At 63.9% G+C, this 14,283-nt stretch carries 11 protein-coding genes and 1 riboswitch; of the genes, 6 read left to right on the top strand and 5 right to left on the bottom strand.

Features of this window, described 5'->3' with window-relative positions:
- Window positions 1-92 precede the first annotated feature (92 nt).
- Complete coding sequence (locus ACUIAI_RS04340) at window positions 93-3,716, bottom strand: RCC1 domain-containing protein (protein ID WP_445342771.1); 3,624 nt, start codon at window positions 3,714-3,716, stop codon at window positions 93-95.
- A gap of 253 nt (window positions 3,717-3,969) precedes the next feature.
- Between ACUIAI_RS04340 and ACUIAI_RS04335 the strand changes: the two genes are divergently transcribed.
- From ACUIAI_RS04335 to ACUIAI_RS04310, 6 genes are all read left to right on the top strand, one after another.
- Window positions 3,970-5,349, top strand: a complete 1,380-nt coding sequence (locus ACUIAI_RS04335; protein WP_445342770.1) for an alpha/beta fold hydrolase — start codon at window positions 3,970-3,972, stop codon at window positions 5,347-5,349.
- 10 nt (window positions 5,350-5,359) lie between these two features.
- Complete coding sequence (gene proC / locus ACUIAI_RS04330; RefSeq protein WP_445342769.1) at window positions 5,360-6,163, top strand: pyrroline-5-carboxylate reductase; 804 nt, start codon at window positions 5,360-5,362, stop codon at window positions 6,161-6,163.
- Between the two features lie 42 nt (window positions 6,164-6,205).
- Window positions 6,206-7,312 (top strand): redox-regulated ATPase YchF, encoded by a 1,107-nt coding sequence (gene ychF, locus ACUIAI_RS04325; RefSeq protein ID WP_445342768.1) that lies wholly within the window; start codon window positions 6,206-6,208, stop codon window positions 7,310-7,312.
- Window positions 7,309-8,109: an alpha/beta fold hydrolase gene (locus ACUIAI_RS04320; protein ID WP_445342767.1), complete on the top strand. Its 801-nt coding sequence runs from the start codon at window positions 7,309-7,311 to the stop codon at window positions 8,107-8,109. Before ychF ends, ACUIAI_RS04320 begins: the two co-directional genes overlap by 4 nt.
- A 54-nt stretch (window positions 8,110-8,163) precedes the next feature.
- Window positions 8,164-8,967 carry a L,D-transpeptidase gene (locus ACUIAI_RS04315; RefSeq protein ID WP_198219183.1) on the top strand — a complete coding sequence of 268 codons (804 nt, stop codon included), beginning with the start codon at window positions 8,164-8,166 and terminating at the stop codon, window positions 8,965-8,967.
- A 106-nt stretch (window positions 8,968-9,073) separates the two neighbouring features.
- Entirely contained in the window at window positions 9,074-10,081 is a 1,008-nt protein-coding gene (locus ACUIAI_RS04310) for a bile acid:sodium symporter family protein (RefSeq protein ID WP_198219181.1), read from the top strand.
- A gap of 32 nt (window positions 10,082-10,113) precedes the next feature.
- On the opposite strand, the gene ACUIAI_RS04305 is transcribed toward ACUIAI_RS04310, so the two are convergent.
- The 4 genes from ACUIAI_RS04305 to ACUIAI_RS04290 all read right to left on the bottom strand — a co-directional run bounded on the left by ACUIAI_RS04305 (window position 10,114) and on the right by ACUIAI_RS04290 (window position 14,251).
- Entirely contained in the window at window positions 10,114-10,494 is a 381-nt protein-coding gene (locus ACUIAI_RS04305; protein ID WP_445342766.1) for a fluoride efflux transporter FluC, read from the bottom strand.
- Window positions 10,491-10,928: a FluC/FEX family fluoride channel gene (locus tag ACUIAI_RS04300; RefSeq protein ID WP_198177670.1), complete on the bottom strand. Its 438-nt coding sequence runs from the start codon at window positions 10,926-10,928 to the stop codon at window positions 10,491-10,493. The genes ACUIAI_RS04305 and ACUIAI_RS04300 overlap by 4 nt, the downstream gene beginning before the upstream one ends.
- Window positions 10,929-11,018: 90 nt before the next feature.
- Window positions 11,019-11,091: riboswitch (Fluoride riboswitch) on the bottom strand.
- 47 nt (window positions 11,092-11,138) lie between these two features.
- Window positions 11,139-12,515, bottom strand: coding sequence for an ABC transporter ATP-binding protein (locus tag ACUIAI_RS04295; RefSeq protein ID WP_445342765.1), 1,377 nt, complete (start codon window positions 12,513-12,515; stop codon window positions 11,139-11,141).
- Window positions 12,512-14,251 (bottom strand): ABC transporter permease, encoded by a 1,740-nt coding sequence (locus tag ACUIAI_RS04290; RefSeq protein WP_445342812.1) that lies wholly within the window; start codon window positions 14,249-14,251, stop codon window positions 12,512-12,514. The genes ACUIAI_RS04295 and ACUIAI_RS04290 overlap by 4 nt, the downstream gene beginning before the upstream one ends.
- Between the last annotated feature and the right edge of the window lie 32 nt (window positions 14,252-14,283).

The following is a 14,283-nucleotide window of genomic DNA, read 5'->3' as shown; positions in this document are numbered from 1 at the left end:
CTTGGGGTTTGAGCCTTAAGTGACACTTTTCCTCCCCGCTCCCCATATATGGGCCGGGGGCGTGGGGATTGATACGCCGCCCCCGGCCGTTCTCACCCGTGCGAAGCAAGTGAGAGACTATGTGTTTCCCTCCGGTGGCGGCGTGATGCCAGGACCCCGCCCATGCCGGTCATGCCGGTGGCCAGGGCGAGCAGGATGCCTTCCCCCCCAGCATTGGGGAGCACACCTGCGGGAAGGTACGTGTATTGGAGGGAGGTGTCCGGCGTTTTGGGTGCGCCGCCCAGCGTGTAGTCCACGTTGACCGTGACCGTGCCCGGCGCGTGTGCGGACGTCGTCACGGTCACGCTGCTGCCATCGCCGCGCGTCAGCCCTGATGCGGGGGTCTGGTCGAATCTGACCCCGGTGATCACCAGCTGCAGGTTGAACGACACCGGCACAGGAGCAGGATTCTGAGCTTTACTGTTATATTGCCCTGTGGGAATGCTGTCGTTGCCGAGCTGGCCATTCTCGTTGTCCCCCCAAGCGTAGGCGTTGCCGTCGCTGCCTACGGCTAGCGAATGCTGGTATCCGGCGCTGACCTGTTCGGCTTGCAGTCCTTTGCTCTTGTCCTTGGGGCTGGAGGGGTCGCGCACGCGCATAGGAACAGGATTCGTGTCACCCCACCAGATGGCGATGTTGATGCCGAGCACGCCCTTCTGGTTGGACCCCCATGCGTAGGCGTTGCCGTCGCTGCCCACGGCCAGCGAATAATTGTTCCCGCCGCTGACCTGTGTGTAGGTGAAGTCCGCGGGAGTGTCTGCAGGCGACATGACTTTGACCGGCGTAGTCCGGCGGGTTGTCGTCCCGTCGCCGATCTGGCCAGTGTCGTTATATCCCCATGCGTAGGCGTTGCCGTCGCTGCCCACGGCCAGCGCATGATAGCCTCCGGCGCTGACCTGTGTGTAGGTGAAGTCCGCGGGAGTGTCTGCAGGCGACATGACTTTGACCGGCGTAGTCCGGCGGGTTGTCGTCCCGTCGCCGATCTGGCCTTTGTCGTTTTCTCCCCATGCGTAGGCGTTGCCGTCGCTGCCCAGGGCCAGCGAATAATAGACTCCGCCGCTGACCTGTGTGTAGGTGAAGTCCGCGGGCGTGCCTGCAGGCTTCTTCACTTTGACCGGCGTAGTCCGGCGGGTTGTCGTCCCGTCGCCGATCTGGCCGGAGTAGTTATGTCCCCATGCGTAGGCGTTGCCGTCGCTGCCCAGGGCCAGCGAATGATAGGCTCCGCCGCTGACCTGTGTGTAGGTGAAGTCCGCGGGCGTGCCTGCAGGCTTCTTCACTTTGACCGGTGTCGTCCGGGGGGAAGTGTTGTCCGTCCCGTCGCCGATCTGGCCTTTGCTGTTTTCTCCCCATGCGTAGGCGTTGCCGTCGCTGCCCAGGGCCAGCGAATGCCGACTTCCGGCGCTGACCTGCACGTAGGTGAAATCCATAGGTGTGTCTGCAGGCTTCGGCACCGGGGCGGGCGTGTTCCGCTGGTCGGGCTTGTCGATGCCGAGCTGCAGGCCAGCTGATTCCGGCACCGGGCTGGTGAAATCGGGCGTGTTCCGCTGGTCGGGCTTGTCGATGCCGAGCTGGCCATAGTAGTTGCTTCCCCATGCCCAGGCGTTGCCGTCGCTGCCCACAGCCAATGAAAAGCCATAGCTGATCGAACTGTCGTACATTGATCCGCTGACCTGGGTGAACCTAATGCCTCGGCTGGTGTCTGGCGGGGTGATGGTGGTGGTTTCGTTGCCGAGGCGGCTACCCTGGTCGGGGTTGATTTTCCACGTGTTGTCGGGGTCTTTGAATGTCCATCTGGCGGTGAGGGTGAGGCTCTTGGTGACGGGCTTGCTGAAGTCGTAGGCGACTTCCCCGGTGAACCATCCGTCGAACAGGTAGCCTTCACGCGCAGGGTCGGGGGAGGGTCGTTTCACCCTGCCGTTTGGAGTGGAGACGTTCTGGTCTGCTGGTTCGGGGTTTCCCCCGCCCGTATCGAAGTGGACCGTGAACGTGGATCTTGGTTCGGCGCCTCGTGTCAGCGGCTGGTCGACCGTGTAGTTGAGGTTTTTGGTGAAGGGTTGGCCGTCCTGTCTGCCGACGATGAGAACAGTGGTTGGTCCCGGCTTGCTGGCGGGCATGTCTGTCTGCCAGGCGTCGTTGTTCTTAGTGAGATTGAGCGGCTGGCCGTTCAGGCTGGCTGACTCCAGGATGGACGCTGTGGTGGTGCTGACTCTTGCTGGCTTGCCGGGCTGTCCCTGCCCGTCCACGTCCCACGTGAACATGCTGCCTTGCCGGTCAATGGCGGTGATCCTGCTGCCGGTGCTTGCGGCCTGCATATACCGCTTGTTCCCGTCGTCCGCGCGCATGGGTGCTTCGCCGGGCTGCCAGGACCATACGTGGCCCTCCGTGTCGGTGATAACGGCCTGGCTATCATTGGCTGTAATCGAGTTGGTTTTTATGTTTGCCGGCAGGTTGACGGCTGTGGGACTGGTCGTGTTGTCGGCCAGGTAACGGATCCGCCTTTCCGTGTCCAGGAGGAGGAACCCCTGGTTGAGGGCATGGGCCTGGATGATGCGCATTCCCGGGTCCTGCTTGATGCGCGCGGGCTTGGCGCTTCCGGTATTGGCCGTCTCCCAGGTCCAGGCCTGCCCGTCAGCGTCCACGATGAGGATCCGGCCGGGGGAGGCGATGGCGGTCACGGCCTGCGCCTTTCCGGGCAGGCTGGTCTCGGCTTGTTTTGTGAATTTCGGGTTCGGCTCCTGGCTGCCGGCATCCCTGGTCTGATAGGCGTGGGCCTGTCCCTGCTGGTCCACGGCCAGGAGTCGATTATCGTTCATGCCGATGCTGGTGAACCTGGTGTCCTGTCCGGTGTCGAGGATCGTGGGCGTCGCTTGACCGCTGTTCCAGGTGTAGATCCGCTGGTCGGATCCCAAGGCGGCCTGCCGGTGGCTGCCGGCTGCGGCCTGCAGGTAGCGGAACCCGTCGGCAGCATGGGTGGGGAGAGGAAATTGCACAGGTGTGCTGTCCTGCGTCCAGGTGTAGATGCGGCCGTCGCCGGTCAGGCCGGCAATCTGGTTTCCTGCGGCTTGGATGCTGGCGATTTGAGGTTCCTGCCTGTCGGGCGGGCTGATGGTCAGCCGCGCCCCTGTGGCGGGCCCGTGATCCGGGCTCAGCGTCCAGTCCGTGACCTTCGTCCACCGGGCTTTCAGGGTCGTGTCCTGGAGGACGGGGGTTTGGAAATCATAGGGCCGGCCGTCAAGCGTCCAACCCTCGAACCGGAAGCCCTCACGCTGTGGATTCTGTTGCGGGGCAGCAGCGAGGGTGCCGGTCTTCACGCTCGCCTGGGTGGGCTTGCTGCTGTCGGCCGGGTCGAAAAGCACCGTGTGCGAAGCCTGATCTTCCGTCTTGTCGGCCGATTCAGCCGGAGCGGGGGCTGTGCTGTCAGGCGTGCCCGCCGTCGACGACAGGGTGCTGGGCGTGGGGCTTAATGGTGTGGTGGTTTGTATCGGCGATGGTGAGGACAATGGAGTGTCTGTTGCGTTGCTAGGGAGAGTGCCGGGGGTTCCGTCAGCTACGCTAGGGGTCTGACGATCAAGGATAGGAGCGTCGTCTTGGGCGGATGCGACGCCCAGGCCTGCCAGCAGGCCCAGCAGGACGATCATCATCGCCAGGATGCGACGCAGCCGGGTACCCAGATGCATGAAACCGAAACCCCTTCACCGAACACCAAGCAGGGCAAACGCCGCTTGCAGAATAAGGTTCTTCCCGTCGGGAAGCTACCAATACCTCAACGCCAGTCCGCGCAACAGATTGTGCGAATCATAGAGGAAGCCAGCCGGCTTCCCGACGTCCCCTGTCTCTCAGCCTATCACCCAGCCCACAGACAACACATAAGTCAGGTCCAACCGCCCGGCGACAATGAACCCGACTGACCTGTAGGAAAGGAGCCAGCGTATGACCAACCAGGGATACTATCTGCCGGGACTCTACGTGTGTGAGGGGTCTATCCCCGTTCCTCTGGACTGGGCGGGCAGTGAACCTGGCGTCTGGCGAGCCGAAGATCATTCGGACCAGGCGGTCATCCGCGTCTTCTACCGCGTGGTCTGCGCCCCCGAGCATATCCACGACGATCTCCCGCTGCTGGTCTACTTGCAGGGCGGACCCGGGTATGGGGCTCCACGGCCGCTGAGCGCCGTTGCCGACGGGTGGATGGCCGAGGCCTTGCACCACTTCCGTATTGTCCTGCCCGACCAGAGGGGTACAGGTCGATCCAGCGCCATCGACGGAACCACTATGGCATCCATAGGAGAGCCCCGTGCCCAGGCCGATTATCTGAAACATTTTCTGGCGGACTCCATCATTCGGGACTTCGAGCACTTGCGTCGCACGGTCTTCGCCGGCCGCCCCTGGGTGGCCTTGGGTCAGAGTTTCGGCGGCTATCTGACCCTGGCCTACCTGTCGAACTTCCCCCAGGGGCTTGCTGCGGCCTTCACCGCCGGGGGCGTGCCTCATATCCCCACTGATGCCTATGAGCTCTTCTCTCATACCTTCACCAAAATGGCTCAGCGGTCCCAGGCCTTCTACCAGCGCTATCCGAGGGATCAAGACCGTGTGGCGGCCATTGCCGAACGGCTGGCCCAGGGTGATGTGGTCCTGCCCGGCGGCGACCCTTTGAGCGTGGAGCGGCTGCAGACCCTGGGCGTCGACCTGGGCAAGAGCGGCGGGTTCGAACGTCTCCACTGGCTGTTGGACACGGCCTTCCTGGACGGCGACGGCAGCCTGCCCGCTTCCGGAGCTAGCAGCTACCGAGCCACCCTCTCGCAGACCTTCCTGGAAGGGGTGCGGGCGGCTACCTCGGTCAGCCCGCTCTACTGGCCCTTGCAAGAGTTTATCTACGCCGACGGGGACTGCGGCCCCCTGCACTGGGCAGGGCAGCGGGTGCGCGATGCCCGACCCGAATTCGATACTGCTGCCCGACCGCTCATGTTCACCGGGGAGGCGATCTTCCCTTGGATGTTCGAGCAGGAGTCCGCCCTGCGTCCCTTCGGTCCGGCGGTCAGCCTGCTCATGGAGGAGGGCTCCTGGGGCCACCTGTACGATCCCGACCGTCTGGCCGGCAATCAGGTTCCCCTACAGGCCGTGGTCTACGCCGACGACCTCTACGTGCCCTCCGAGCTCCAGCTGGACACCCTCTCGCGTGTGGGCCACGCCCATGCCTGGGTGACCAACGAGTTCGAGCACGACGGCCTGCACGGGGACAGGGTCTTCGCCCACCTCTATAGGCTGGCCCTGGAGCGCGGCGATCTGGAGGGGCTCTTCCCGGCGCGCGGCTAGACTTGAGGACATGAACACGGACTCATTGACTCTTGGATTCATCGGATACGGCAACATGGCCCAAGCCATGGCCCAGGGGCTTGTCGACGCGGGTGTGCTGCCCGGCGGCCGGATTGTGGCCTGTGCAGCCCACTACGACCGGCTGGTGGAGCGGACGGCCCAGCTGGGGGTGCGGCCCATGCACTCCGGCACCGAGGTGGCCGCAGCCGCCGACCTGGTGATTCTGGCCGTCAAGCCGGGGCAGGTGGCCCAGGTCTGCGAGCCCATCCGCCATGAGCTGGCTGACCCGGACCGCATGGTTCTCTCGGTGGTCGGCGGCATGACCCTTGAGGACTATGCCGACATCCTGGAGGAGGGCACCCACCTGATCTGCGCCATTCCCAACACCCCCATTTCAGTAGGGCAGGGGGTTCTGGTCACCCAGGAGGACGATACCCTGACCGACCAGCAGCGGGAGCTCTTCACCCAGGTCTTCGATCCGATAGCCTTGATCGAACGGCTGCCTCGGGAGCTGGTCTCGGTGGGCACGACCATCGCCGGATGCGCGCCCGCCTACACTGCCATGTACATGGAGGCCATGGCCGACGCCGGGGTGGAGCACGGGCTGCCCAGGCAGGCGGCCTACCGGCTGGCGGCTCGCATGGTTCAGGGGACCGGAGCCCTCTACCTGGCCACCGGCACCAACCCCGGGGCCATGAAGGACGCGGTCTGCTCGCCGGGCGGAACCACCATCAAGGGGGTCGCCTCCCTGGAGAAGCATGGCTTCCGTGGAGCGGTCATCGAGGCCATCGATGCGGTGGAGCGCGGCGACTAGGGGGAGCCACGCCGGGGCAGTCCGGGCAATAGACTGGTACATATGTCGTTAACCATAGGAATCGTCGGGCTGCCCAACGTTGGCAAGTCCACACTCTTCAACGCCCTTACCCGCAACAACGTTCTGGCGGAGAACTACCCCTTCGCCACCATCGAGCCCAACACCGGCATCGTGCCCCTGCCCGACGACCGGCTGCCCGTCCTGGCCAAGCTGGTCCACACGGACAAGATCGTGTCCGCCACGGTCACCTTCGTGGACATCGCCGGCATCGTCAAGGGGGCCTCGGAGGGGGAGGGGCTGGGCAACCAGTTCCTGGCCAACATCCGCGAGGCCGACGCCATCTGCGAGGTGGTCCGCGCCTTCAATGACGACGACATCGTCCACGTCAACGGCAAGGTGGATCCGGCCGACGACATCGACACCATCAACACCGAGCTGATCCTGGCCGACATGCAGACCATCGACAAGGCCCTGCCCAAGCTGGAGAAGGACCAGCGTGGCGGCAAGATCAAGCCCGCCTACCTGGACACCGTTCGCAAGGCCAAGGAGATTTTGGGCCAGGGGCGGACCATCGACCAGGCGGCCCAGGCCGGGGACATCGACAAGGACGAGCTCTACGACCTGCATCTGATGACCGCCAAGCCCTTCATCTACGTCTTCAATGTGGACGACGACGAGCTGCAGAACGAGGACTTGAAGAAGCAGCTGGCCGACTCCGTGGCTCCTGCGCCTGCCATCTTCCTGAACGCCCAGTTCGAGTCCGAGCTGACCGAGCTGGACGAGGCCGACGCCCGCGAGATGCTGACCGATGCCGGTCTCAAGGAGTCCGGCCTGGACCAGCTGGCCCGGGTGGGCTTCGACATCCTTGGCCTGCAGACCTTCCTGACCGCCGGGGTCAAGGAGGTGCGCGCCTGGCAGATTCACAAGGGCTGGACCGCCCCCCAGGCCGCCGGTGTCATCCACACCGACTTCGAGAAGGGCTTCATCAAGGCCGAGGTGGTCTCCTACGACGACTTCGTGGCCGCCGACGGGTCCTACGCCAAGGTGCGCGAGGAGGGCAAGATGCGCCTTGAGGGCAAGGACTACGTCATGCAGGACGGCGACATCGTGGAGTTCAAGACCGGCATTCCCTCCGGTTCCAAGAAGTGAGCGCCAGGCCCGGGTTCGCCATTCGTCGGGGTCATGGGATGCCGCTGATCTTCGTGCATGGGTCCGGCGTGGACCACCACATCTTCGACGACCTGGACTCCGTCTTCGAGCGGGTGGGCGGCTTCGAGCGGATCTATCTGGATCAGCCCGGCTTCGGCCGCACACCGCCCGACCCGTCTATCCTCGATCTGGACGGTCTGGCCCGGTGGCTGGATGATCAGGTGGACATTTTCAGCGGTGGCGGCCCCTTCGCCCTGGTGGGCAACTCCCTGGGCGGGCTGCTCAGTCGCCATGCTGCCGCCGATCGGTTGGACCGCTGCCGGGGGATGGCCCTGCTCTCCTCGGTGGTCGACCCGGTGACCGCACACAGACGTCTGCCCCCGCGTCAGGTGCTGGTCCGGGACGACCAGGGTCTGGCCGACGTGGACGAGTTCACTAGGCATGCCTACCGGCAGATGGCCGTGGTGGAGTCCCGGGAGCATCTTGAGGCCTACCAACGCACCATCATGCCCGGCATTCGATCGGCCGATGCCGATACGGTGGCTCGAATGGAGGGGGGCTACCAGCTGGATATGGACTTCGACCAGGTCTGGTCCGGATTCATAGCCCCTGTGCTCTTCGTCTGCGGCCGCCAGGACGACCGTGTTGGCTACCTGGACCAGTTCGACCTGGCCTGCCGCTTCCCCCGGGCCTCCTACTCGGTGTTGGACCAGGCCGGCCACAATGTGCAGATCGAGCAGACGGCCCTGGTGTGCGACCTGCTGGAGGATTGGGCCAGGCAAGTGCTGAAAGGTTGAGTCCTCCCTATTTCCTTCTGCCGCTAAAATGAACTGTGCATATAGGTTCGTTCGATGGCGACGAAGGGGAAGGACATGGCTGTCTGGGGATTGGATAGCAAACGCCTTAAGCGGCGTGTGATTGCCATGCTCCGTTGGCTGCTGGACCCTATCCGCCGCACACCTGTGGTGGTGACAACCGCCCTGTTGACGCTGTTGTTGACAGTCATGATCGTCAACCTGATCCAGCCGGTGGATGCGGCCCATGCGGAACGTTCAGCTGGTGCGAGCGCTTCCAGCACAGCCACCGTTTCGGCGAGACAATTTCCCAAGGCGCATCATTCCGGTAAATCCGAGTCCTCCGCTTCATCAGCGAAAAAAGAACAAGCAGGGGAGCGGACAAAGGTTCAGAAGACCGAGCCTGCTGGCGCATCTGCTCAGCCTGTCGATTGGCTCAAGCCTTCGCAGCAGGTCGATTACCCGGATCCTGCGGTCCATCCTGGCCTCTCCCTGGAGGTCAGCCTTCAGGATCAGCGGGTCTATGTGCGCGACGGGTCTCAACTGCTCTACACCATGTACGCCTCGACGGGCATGGACGATTCCACGCCCAAGGGCAGCTTCCGCATCCAGTCTGAGCGCGGCGACCACTTCTACAACCCCAGGGAGGGGATGGGCGCCCGTTACTACACCAGCTTTCTGAACCACGGGGTCTTCCTCTTCCACTCGGTCCCCACTGATTCCAGCGGCAGCTACATCAAGGAGGAGGCTGACTTGCTGGGTGTCCGCCCTAGCTCCCACGGTTGCATCCGACTGACCGCGCCCGACGCCCTATGGATCATGCAGTCCGTGCCCGCCGGCACACCCGTCCTGGTCAAGTGAATTTCAGCACGTCCAAAATGTGACCATTCACCTGCGCTCTCGACTTGGGTTTCCTAATTTTGCCCCTACAACAGAGAGAACTATCGAGAGGAAGTGGTCAGGAATCATGCAAAAGGTGCAGCGGTTCAGTGACTGGTTGACTAAGTGGTTCATTCTGGTGGTCCTAGTTTGGGCCGCCATCAACTTCTTTGTCCCGCAGATTAGCATTTGGGCCCGCAGCTACACCAACTACTTCCTGAGCATTATTCTCTTCGGCATGGGACTGACCCTGAGCCTGGACGATTTCAAGCGAATCGTCAAGATGCCGCTCATGGTCATCGTGGGCACCATAGCCCATTACCTGATCATGCCCCTGCTGGCCGTGCTGCTCTGCCGCATCTTCCGGCTGGACGGCATGATCGCTGTGGGAGTCATCCTGGTGGGCTGCTGCCCCTCGGGAACCTCATCCAACGTCATGTCTTACCTGTCGCGTGGCGACGTTGCCCTGGACGTGTCCATAGGCTTGCTTTCCACACTGTGTGCGCCCTTCATGATCCCCATGCTGATGAACCTGCTGGCCAGCCAGTATGTGGCCATCCCCACCAAGCAGCTCTTCCTGACCGCACTTGAGGTGGTGCTGATCCCCATCGCCCTGGGCCTGGCCGTCCACGCCATCTTCAAGGAGAAGGTGCAGAAGGTGACCGTAGCCCTGCCGGCAGTCTCGCAGATTGCCATTCTGGTCATCATTGGTGTGGTGGTCTCGGTCAACCACGCCAAGCTCTTCACCGCTGCCACCGCCTTGGTTCTGCCGGTGGTCATGCTCCACAACCTGTGCGGGTACGGGCTGGGTTTCCTCTTCAGCCGGCTCATGTACCGGATTTACCCCAAAGGCTTCCGCTACGCCCAGCAGAAGGCCATCACCTTCGAGGTGGGCATGCAGGATTCGGGACTGGGTGCGACCCTGGCCCTGCAGGCCTTCGCCGCCGACCCGATTGTGGCCATACCCTCCACCTTCTTCAGCGTCTGGCACAACATCTCCGGCTCGGTGCTGTCCGCCTGGTGGCGTCGGCATGACGACCGTCTGGGGATTGCCGCCGACTCCGCCCAGGGTCGTCCGGAACCGGCTCGCGCCTGATTCCGGAACGCCTTGATTGCTGGCTGGATCTGCTACATGCCCGGTCCGGCCAGCATGAAACCAAGGGCAGTCAGCAGTGGCGGCAGAAAGATTGAAGCTGCCAGATAGCCCAGAGCCGCCAGGTGCCGTCTCTGCCGGGTCAGGGCCAATACTTCGTTGACCGCTGTCGAGAAGGTGGAGAAGCCGCCCAGCAGTCCTGTGGCCAGCAGCAGCCGTCCCCAGGCGGGCAGTCCGTGGAAGGCGGCCAGGGCAGCCACCAGCCCTGCAGCCAATCCGGCCAACAGGTTGATGATCATGGTCGACAGGGGCAGGTCCACCTGCCAGCGGGCCTTGACCAGGGTGTCCAGCAGGTAGCGCAGTGCGGCACCCAGGCCGCCGCACAGGCAAATCAGCAACGTAAACGTAATGGTCATCGCGCACCTGCCTGGATGCGTGCGGCCAAACGCGCTCCCAGCGCTGCCATGGCCAAGGAGACTAAGAGGCCTCCGGCGAAGGAGACCAGCAGGTAGGCAAGGGTTGCTTGGAGTTGACCGCCTGACAGGCCTTGGACCAGTTCCAGCGAGAGCGTGGACATGGTCGACAGTCCTCCACACAGGCCCATGCCCAGGCCCTTGTCGGTCAGCTGTCTTCGGCGCGCATGCCTGCTTTTGGGCAGCCCGGCCAGGAAGGCGGTCAGCAGGGCGTAGCCTGCGCAAGCGATCAGGTTGGCCAGGAGGGTTCCCGGATGCAGTGGGCCGCTCTGGCCCGGCAGCAGGCTTAGGGCGTACCGGCAGCCGGTGCCCAGGGTTCCGCCCAGCATCACCACCAGGGCCGTGGCCATGTCAGGTCCGGTAGGGGGTTTGGTCATGGAAGGTCTCGGTTCCCGACGAATCAGCATCCGCGGGGTCGGGCTGAATGGCATGCGCCTGCACCCGGCCCGCAGACGGGGTCGTCGAATCATGGTGCAGGAACTGTCAGCGGTTTGCGGTTCGGGGCTTAAGCCCCGGGCGGGTTCCATCGCCCGAGGTTCATTTTAGGAGTGCAAGGGGACCGCAGCCGCCACAGCTGTCGTGGCTGCTCACTCGGTGTGGTTCTCCGGGTCCAGGGTCAGCCGGTCGTCGTCGGCGTCGTAGTCGAAGAGCTCGCCGTAGCGGCCCCAGGTGATGGCGGTGTCGAACTGCTGGACGGCCTCCTTGTCCGAGTGGTGGGCCCGCAGCAGGTCCAGGATAAGGGAGCCGTGCAGGCTCTTGTCGTCGCTGTTCTTCAGGGCCCGGTCGATGATGCGGATCAGGGGAACGTGATCCATCAGCATGCGTGAGAACATCTCCTTGCTCTCCAGGATGTCCGCGTCGTGCCAGGCCCGGCCCTGGTCGGTCAGCCTGACGTGCCCGTTGTCCGCCTGGAAGATGCCCAGCATGAGCCCGGCGTCGATCAGGGGGAAGAGGTCGTCCACCTCGAAGGAGAGCTTGGCGGCCAGGTCGGCCAGGTCCATGCCGTTGGGCTGGTTGACCATGACATCGGCCAGACCGGCCAGGCCGCCGGGGGTGGCGTCGGGCAGGTTGCGCTCGGCGGTCTCCTCGTCCCGCACCGAATCCCGCACGGCCTGACGGTTGCGCACCTTGGTCTGCAGACGGCGGCGGATGTCCTCGCTGTCGCGCTGGCCGGTCAGGATGGAGTAGAGGTAGTCCACGCAGGACTGGAAGAGGTCGGACTGCTTGTTCCGAGGCCTGTCCAGGTTGATTGGCACGTTGGCGATGACCCGGCCGGGATGCGAGTCCAGGACCAGGACCCGGTCGGCCATCTCCACCGCCTCCTCGATGTTGTGGGTGACGATCAGGACCGACTTGACGCTGCCTGCCTCCTCGGACCAGACCTTGAGGACCTCCTGGCGAAGATTCTCGGCGGTCAGCACGTCCAGGGCCGAGAAGGGCTCGTCCATGAAGAGGGCATCAGGCTTGAGGACCAGGGCCCGGGCGATGCCCACACGCTGGCGCATGCCGCCGGATAGCTCCTTGGGGTAGGCGCTCTCGAAGCCGTCCAGGCCGATGGCGTCGATGGCGGCCAGGGAGAGTTTCTCGCGCTCCTTTTTGGGCACGCCACGGGCCTGCAGGCCCAGCTCGACGTTGTCCTTGACGGTCAGCCAGGGCATCAGGGCGAAGCTCTGGAAGACCAGAGCCACGCCGGGGTTGGGCCCATCCAGCTGCTTGCCCCGGTATTCGACGCTGCCCTTGCTGGCCGGGACCAGGCCGGCCAGGATGCGCAGCAGGGTGGACTTGCCAGCACCGGAACGGCCCAGGATGGCCACCACCTCGCCCTCGTGCAGGGTGAAGTCGATGTTGTCCAGGACGGTCAGCTCCGCGCCCTTGTCAGACTGGTAGGTCTTGGTCACGTGCTCGGCCGTGATGATCCCGTTGGAATTGATCTTGGTCATTGTCGAACCTTTCAGACTTCTCATGTCAGGGAATAGCGCCGTTGTGCCAGTGATTGCAGGGGAGACCAGAAGAACCGGTCGGCCAGGACCACGAAGATGCTCATCACGGCCACACCAAGGATGATGCGCGGAGTGTCGCCGGTGGCGGTCACCTGGGCGATGTAGGCACCCAGGCCTCGGGCCGTCAGTTCGGTTTTGCCGTAGGAGACCACCTCGGAGACGATGGAGGCGTTCCAGGCCCCGCCGGCCGCTGTGATGCCGCCGGTGCACCATGAGCCGAACAGTGCAGGCAGGATCAGGGTCTTCCATCGTTGCCAGCGGTTCTGGCCCAGGCTGCGAGACATCTCCAGCAGGTCGTCGGGGATGGCTGAGGCCCCGGCGATGACGTTGAAGAGGATGTACCACTGGGTGCCCAGGGCCATGAGCAGGATGCTGCCCCAGTTGATGTCGATCCGCCAGATGATGAAGACCATGGTGACGAAGGGGAAGATGAAGTTGGCCGGGAAGGAGGCCAGGATCTGCACCAGGGGCTGCAGGTAGCGGGAGATGCGCGGATTCATGCCGATCAGAGCACCTATCGGGACCCAGACGATGGTGCAGACCACCATCAGGATCAGCACTCGCAGGAAGGTCAGCAAACCTAGCTGGAAGACGTGCCCGACCTCGCCCAGGCCCAGAGGATGGATGACCATACGGTCCAGCTGCCAGAGACCCCACAGGCCGATCAGAGCCAGGCAGGCCCACCAAACCAGATCGCTTGCCCTCCTGCGTCCACCGGCACGGCTCCAACGCGCTCCAGTGCGGCCCAGGGGGCGGGTGATCCGATCCAGCATGTCCGCCAAGGGGTGGCCAACCAGACCCAACAGGTCCTTGACTCCGGATAGGCGGATGACCGTCAGTACCAGGCTGCGCCGGGGCTCGGTGGATTGGCTGTTCGTGTAGCGGAATTTTTCGGCCCATGCGGTCAGCGGTTTCCAGAGCAGGAAGTCAATCAGCAGGACCACCACGATCATGGTCAGGATGGCCAGACCCACTTTGCCCAGGTCTTGCTCGGCGGTGGCCTCCTCTACGAAGGAGCCGATGCCGGGCAGGGCCAGGGTCCTGTTGTTGACCGAGATCATCTCGGAGGCAGTCAGGAAGAACCAGCCGCCGCCCATGCTCATCATGCAGTTCCAGAGCAGGGGGATCATGGCGTTGGGCACGTCCAGCTTCCAGAAGCGCTGCCAGCGGGTCAGGCGCATCAGCCTCACCGCTTCGTCCAGGTCGGCGGGCTCGCTGGTCAGGGAGTTATAGAAGGAGAAGGCCATGTTCCAGGCCTGGCTGGTGAAGATGGCGAAGATGGAGGCCGCCTCCACGCCCATGATGGACCCGGGGAAGAGGACCAGCCAGATGGAGATGGTGGCCGACAGAAATCCCAACACGGGCACCGACTGCAGGATGTCAAGCAGGGGGATGAGCACGGCGCCCAGGCGGCGGGAGCGCGCGGCGGCCAGTCCGTAGAGGAAGGCAAAGACCAGGGAGATGATCAGGGCCGTGAACATGCGGAAGAGGGAGCGCAGCGCGTAGTAGGGCAGGTTGGCCGGGTCGGTGGAGACGTGCGAGGGTACGCCTGCGGGGCCTATGGGCGCGCCTAGGGCCGGCAGCAGATAGGCCAGAGCCCCCAGCAGGACCAGTGCGCCTATGGCTACGGCCAGACCCGTCCATATTCGGGTGGAGCGCGATGCCTGGCTGCGGTCGTCGTTCAGTGGCGAACGGAGCATTCCTGGCAGTGCGACAGTATTCACGATGGCCT

This window comes from Bifidobacterium sp. ESL0827, from assembly GCF_052606685.1.
This window is presented reverse-complemented; position numbering and strand designations above follow the sequence as displayed.

What these genes read in the sequence shown, in the direction of transcription:
- proC (WP_445342769.1), top strand. Translation starts at nt 5,360, where the DNA reads ATGAACACGGACTCATTGACTCTTGGATTCATCGGATACGGCAACATG.
- ACUIAI_RS04290 (WP_445342812.1), bottom strand. Translation starts at nt 14,251, where the DNA reads ATGCTCCGTTCGCCACTGAACGACGACCGCAGCCAGGCATCGCGCTCC.
- ACUIAI_RS04315 (WP_198219183.1), top strand. Translation starts at nt 8,164, where the DNA reads ATGGCGACGAAGGGGAAGGACATGGCTGTCTGGGGATTGGATAGCAAA.
- ACUIAI_RS04300 (WP_198177670.1), bottom strand. Translation starts at nt 10,928, where the DNA reads ATGACCAAACCCCCTACCGGACCTGACATGGCCACGGCCCTGGTGGTG.
- ACUIAI_RS04295 (WP_445342765.1), bottom strand. Translation starts at nt 12,515, where the DNA reads ATGAGAAGTCTGAAAGGTTCGACAATGACCAAGATCAATTCCAACGGG.
- ACUIAI_RS04310 (WP_198219181.1), top strand. Translation starts at nt 9,074, where the DNA reads ATGCAAAAGGTGCAGCGGTTCAGTGACTGGTTGACTAAGTGGTTCATT.
- ychF (WP_445342768.1), top strand. Translation starts at nt 6,206, where the DNA reads ATGTCGTTAACCATAGGAATCGTCGGGCTGCCCAACGTTGGCAAGTCC.
- ACUIAI_RS04335 (WP_445342770.1), top strand. Translation starts at nt 3,970, where the DNA reads ATGACCAACCAGGGATACTATCTGCCGGGACTCTACGTGTGTGAGGGG.
- ACUIAI_RS04340 (WP_445342771.1), bottom strand. Translation starts at nt 3,716, where the DNA reads ATGCATCTGGGTACCCGGCTGCGTCGCATCCTGGCGATGATGATCGTC.
- ACUIAI_RS04305 (WP_445342766.1), bottom strand. Translation starts at nt 10,494, where the DNA reads ATGACCATTACGTTTACGTTGCTGATTTGCCTGTGCGGCGGCCTGGGT.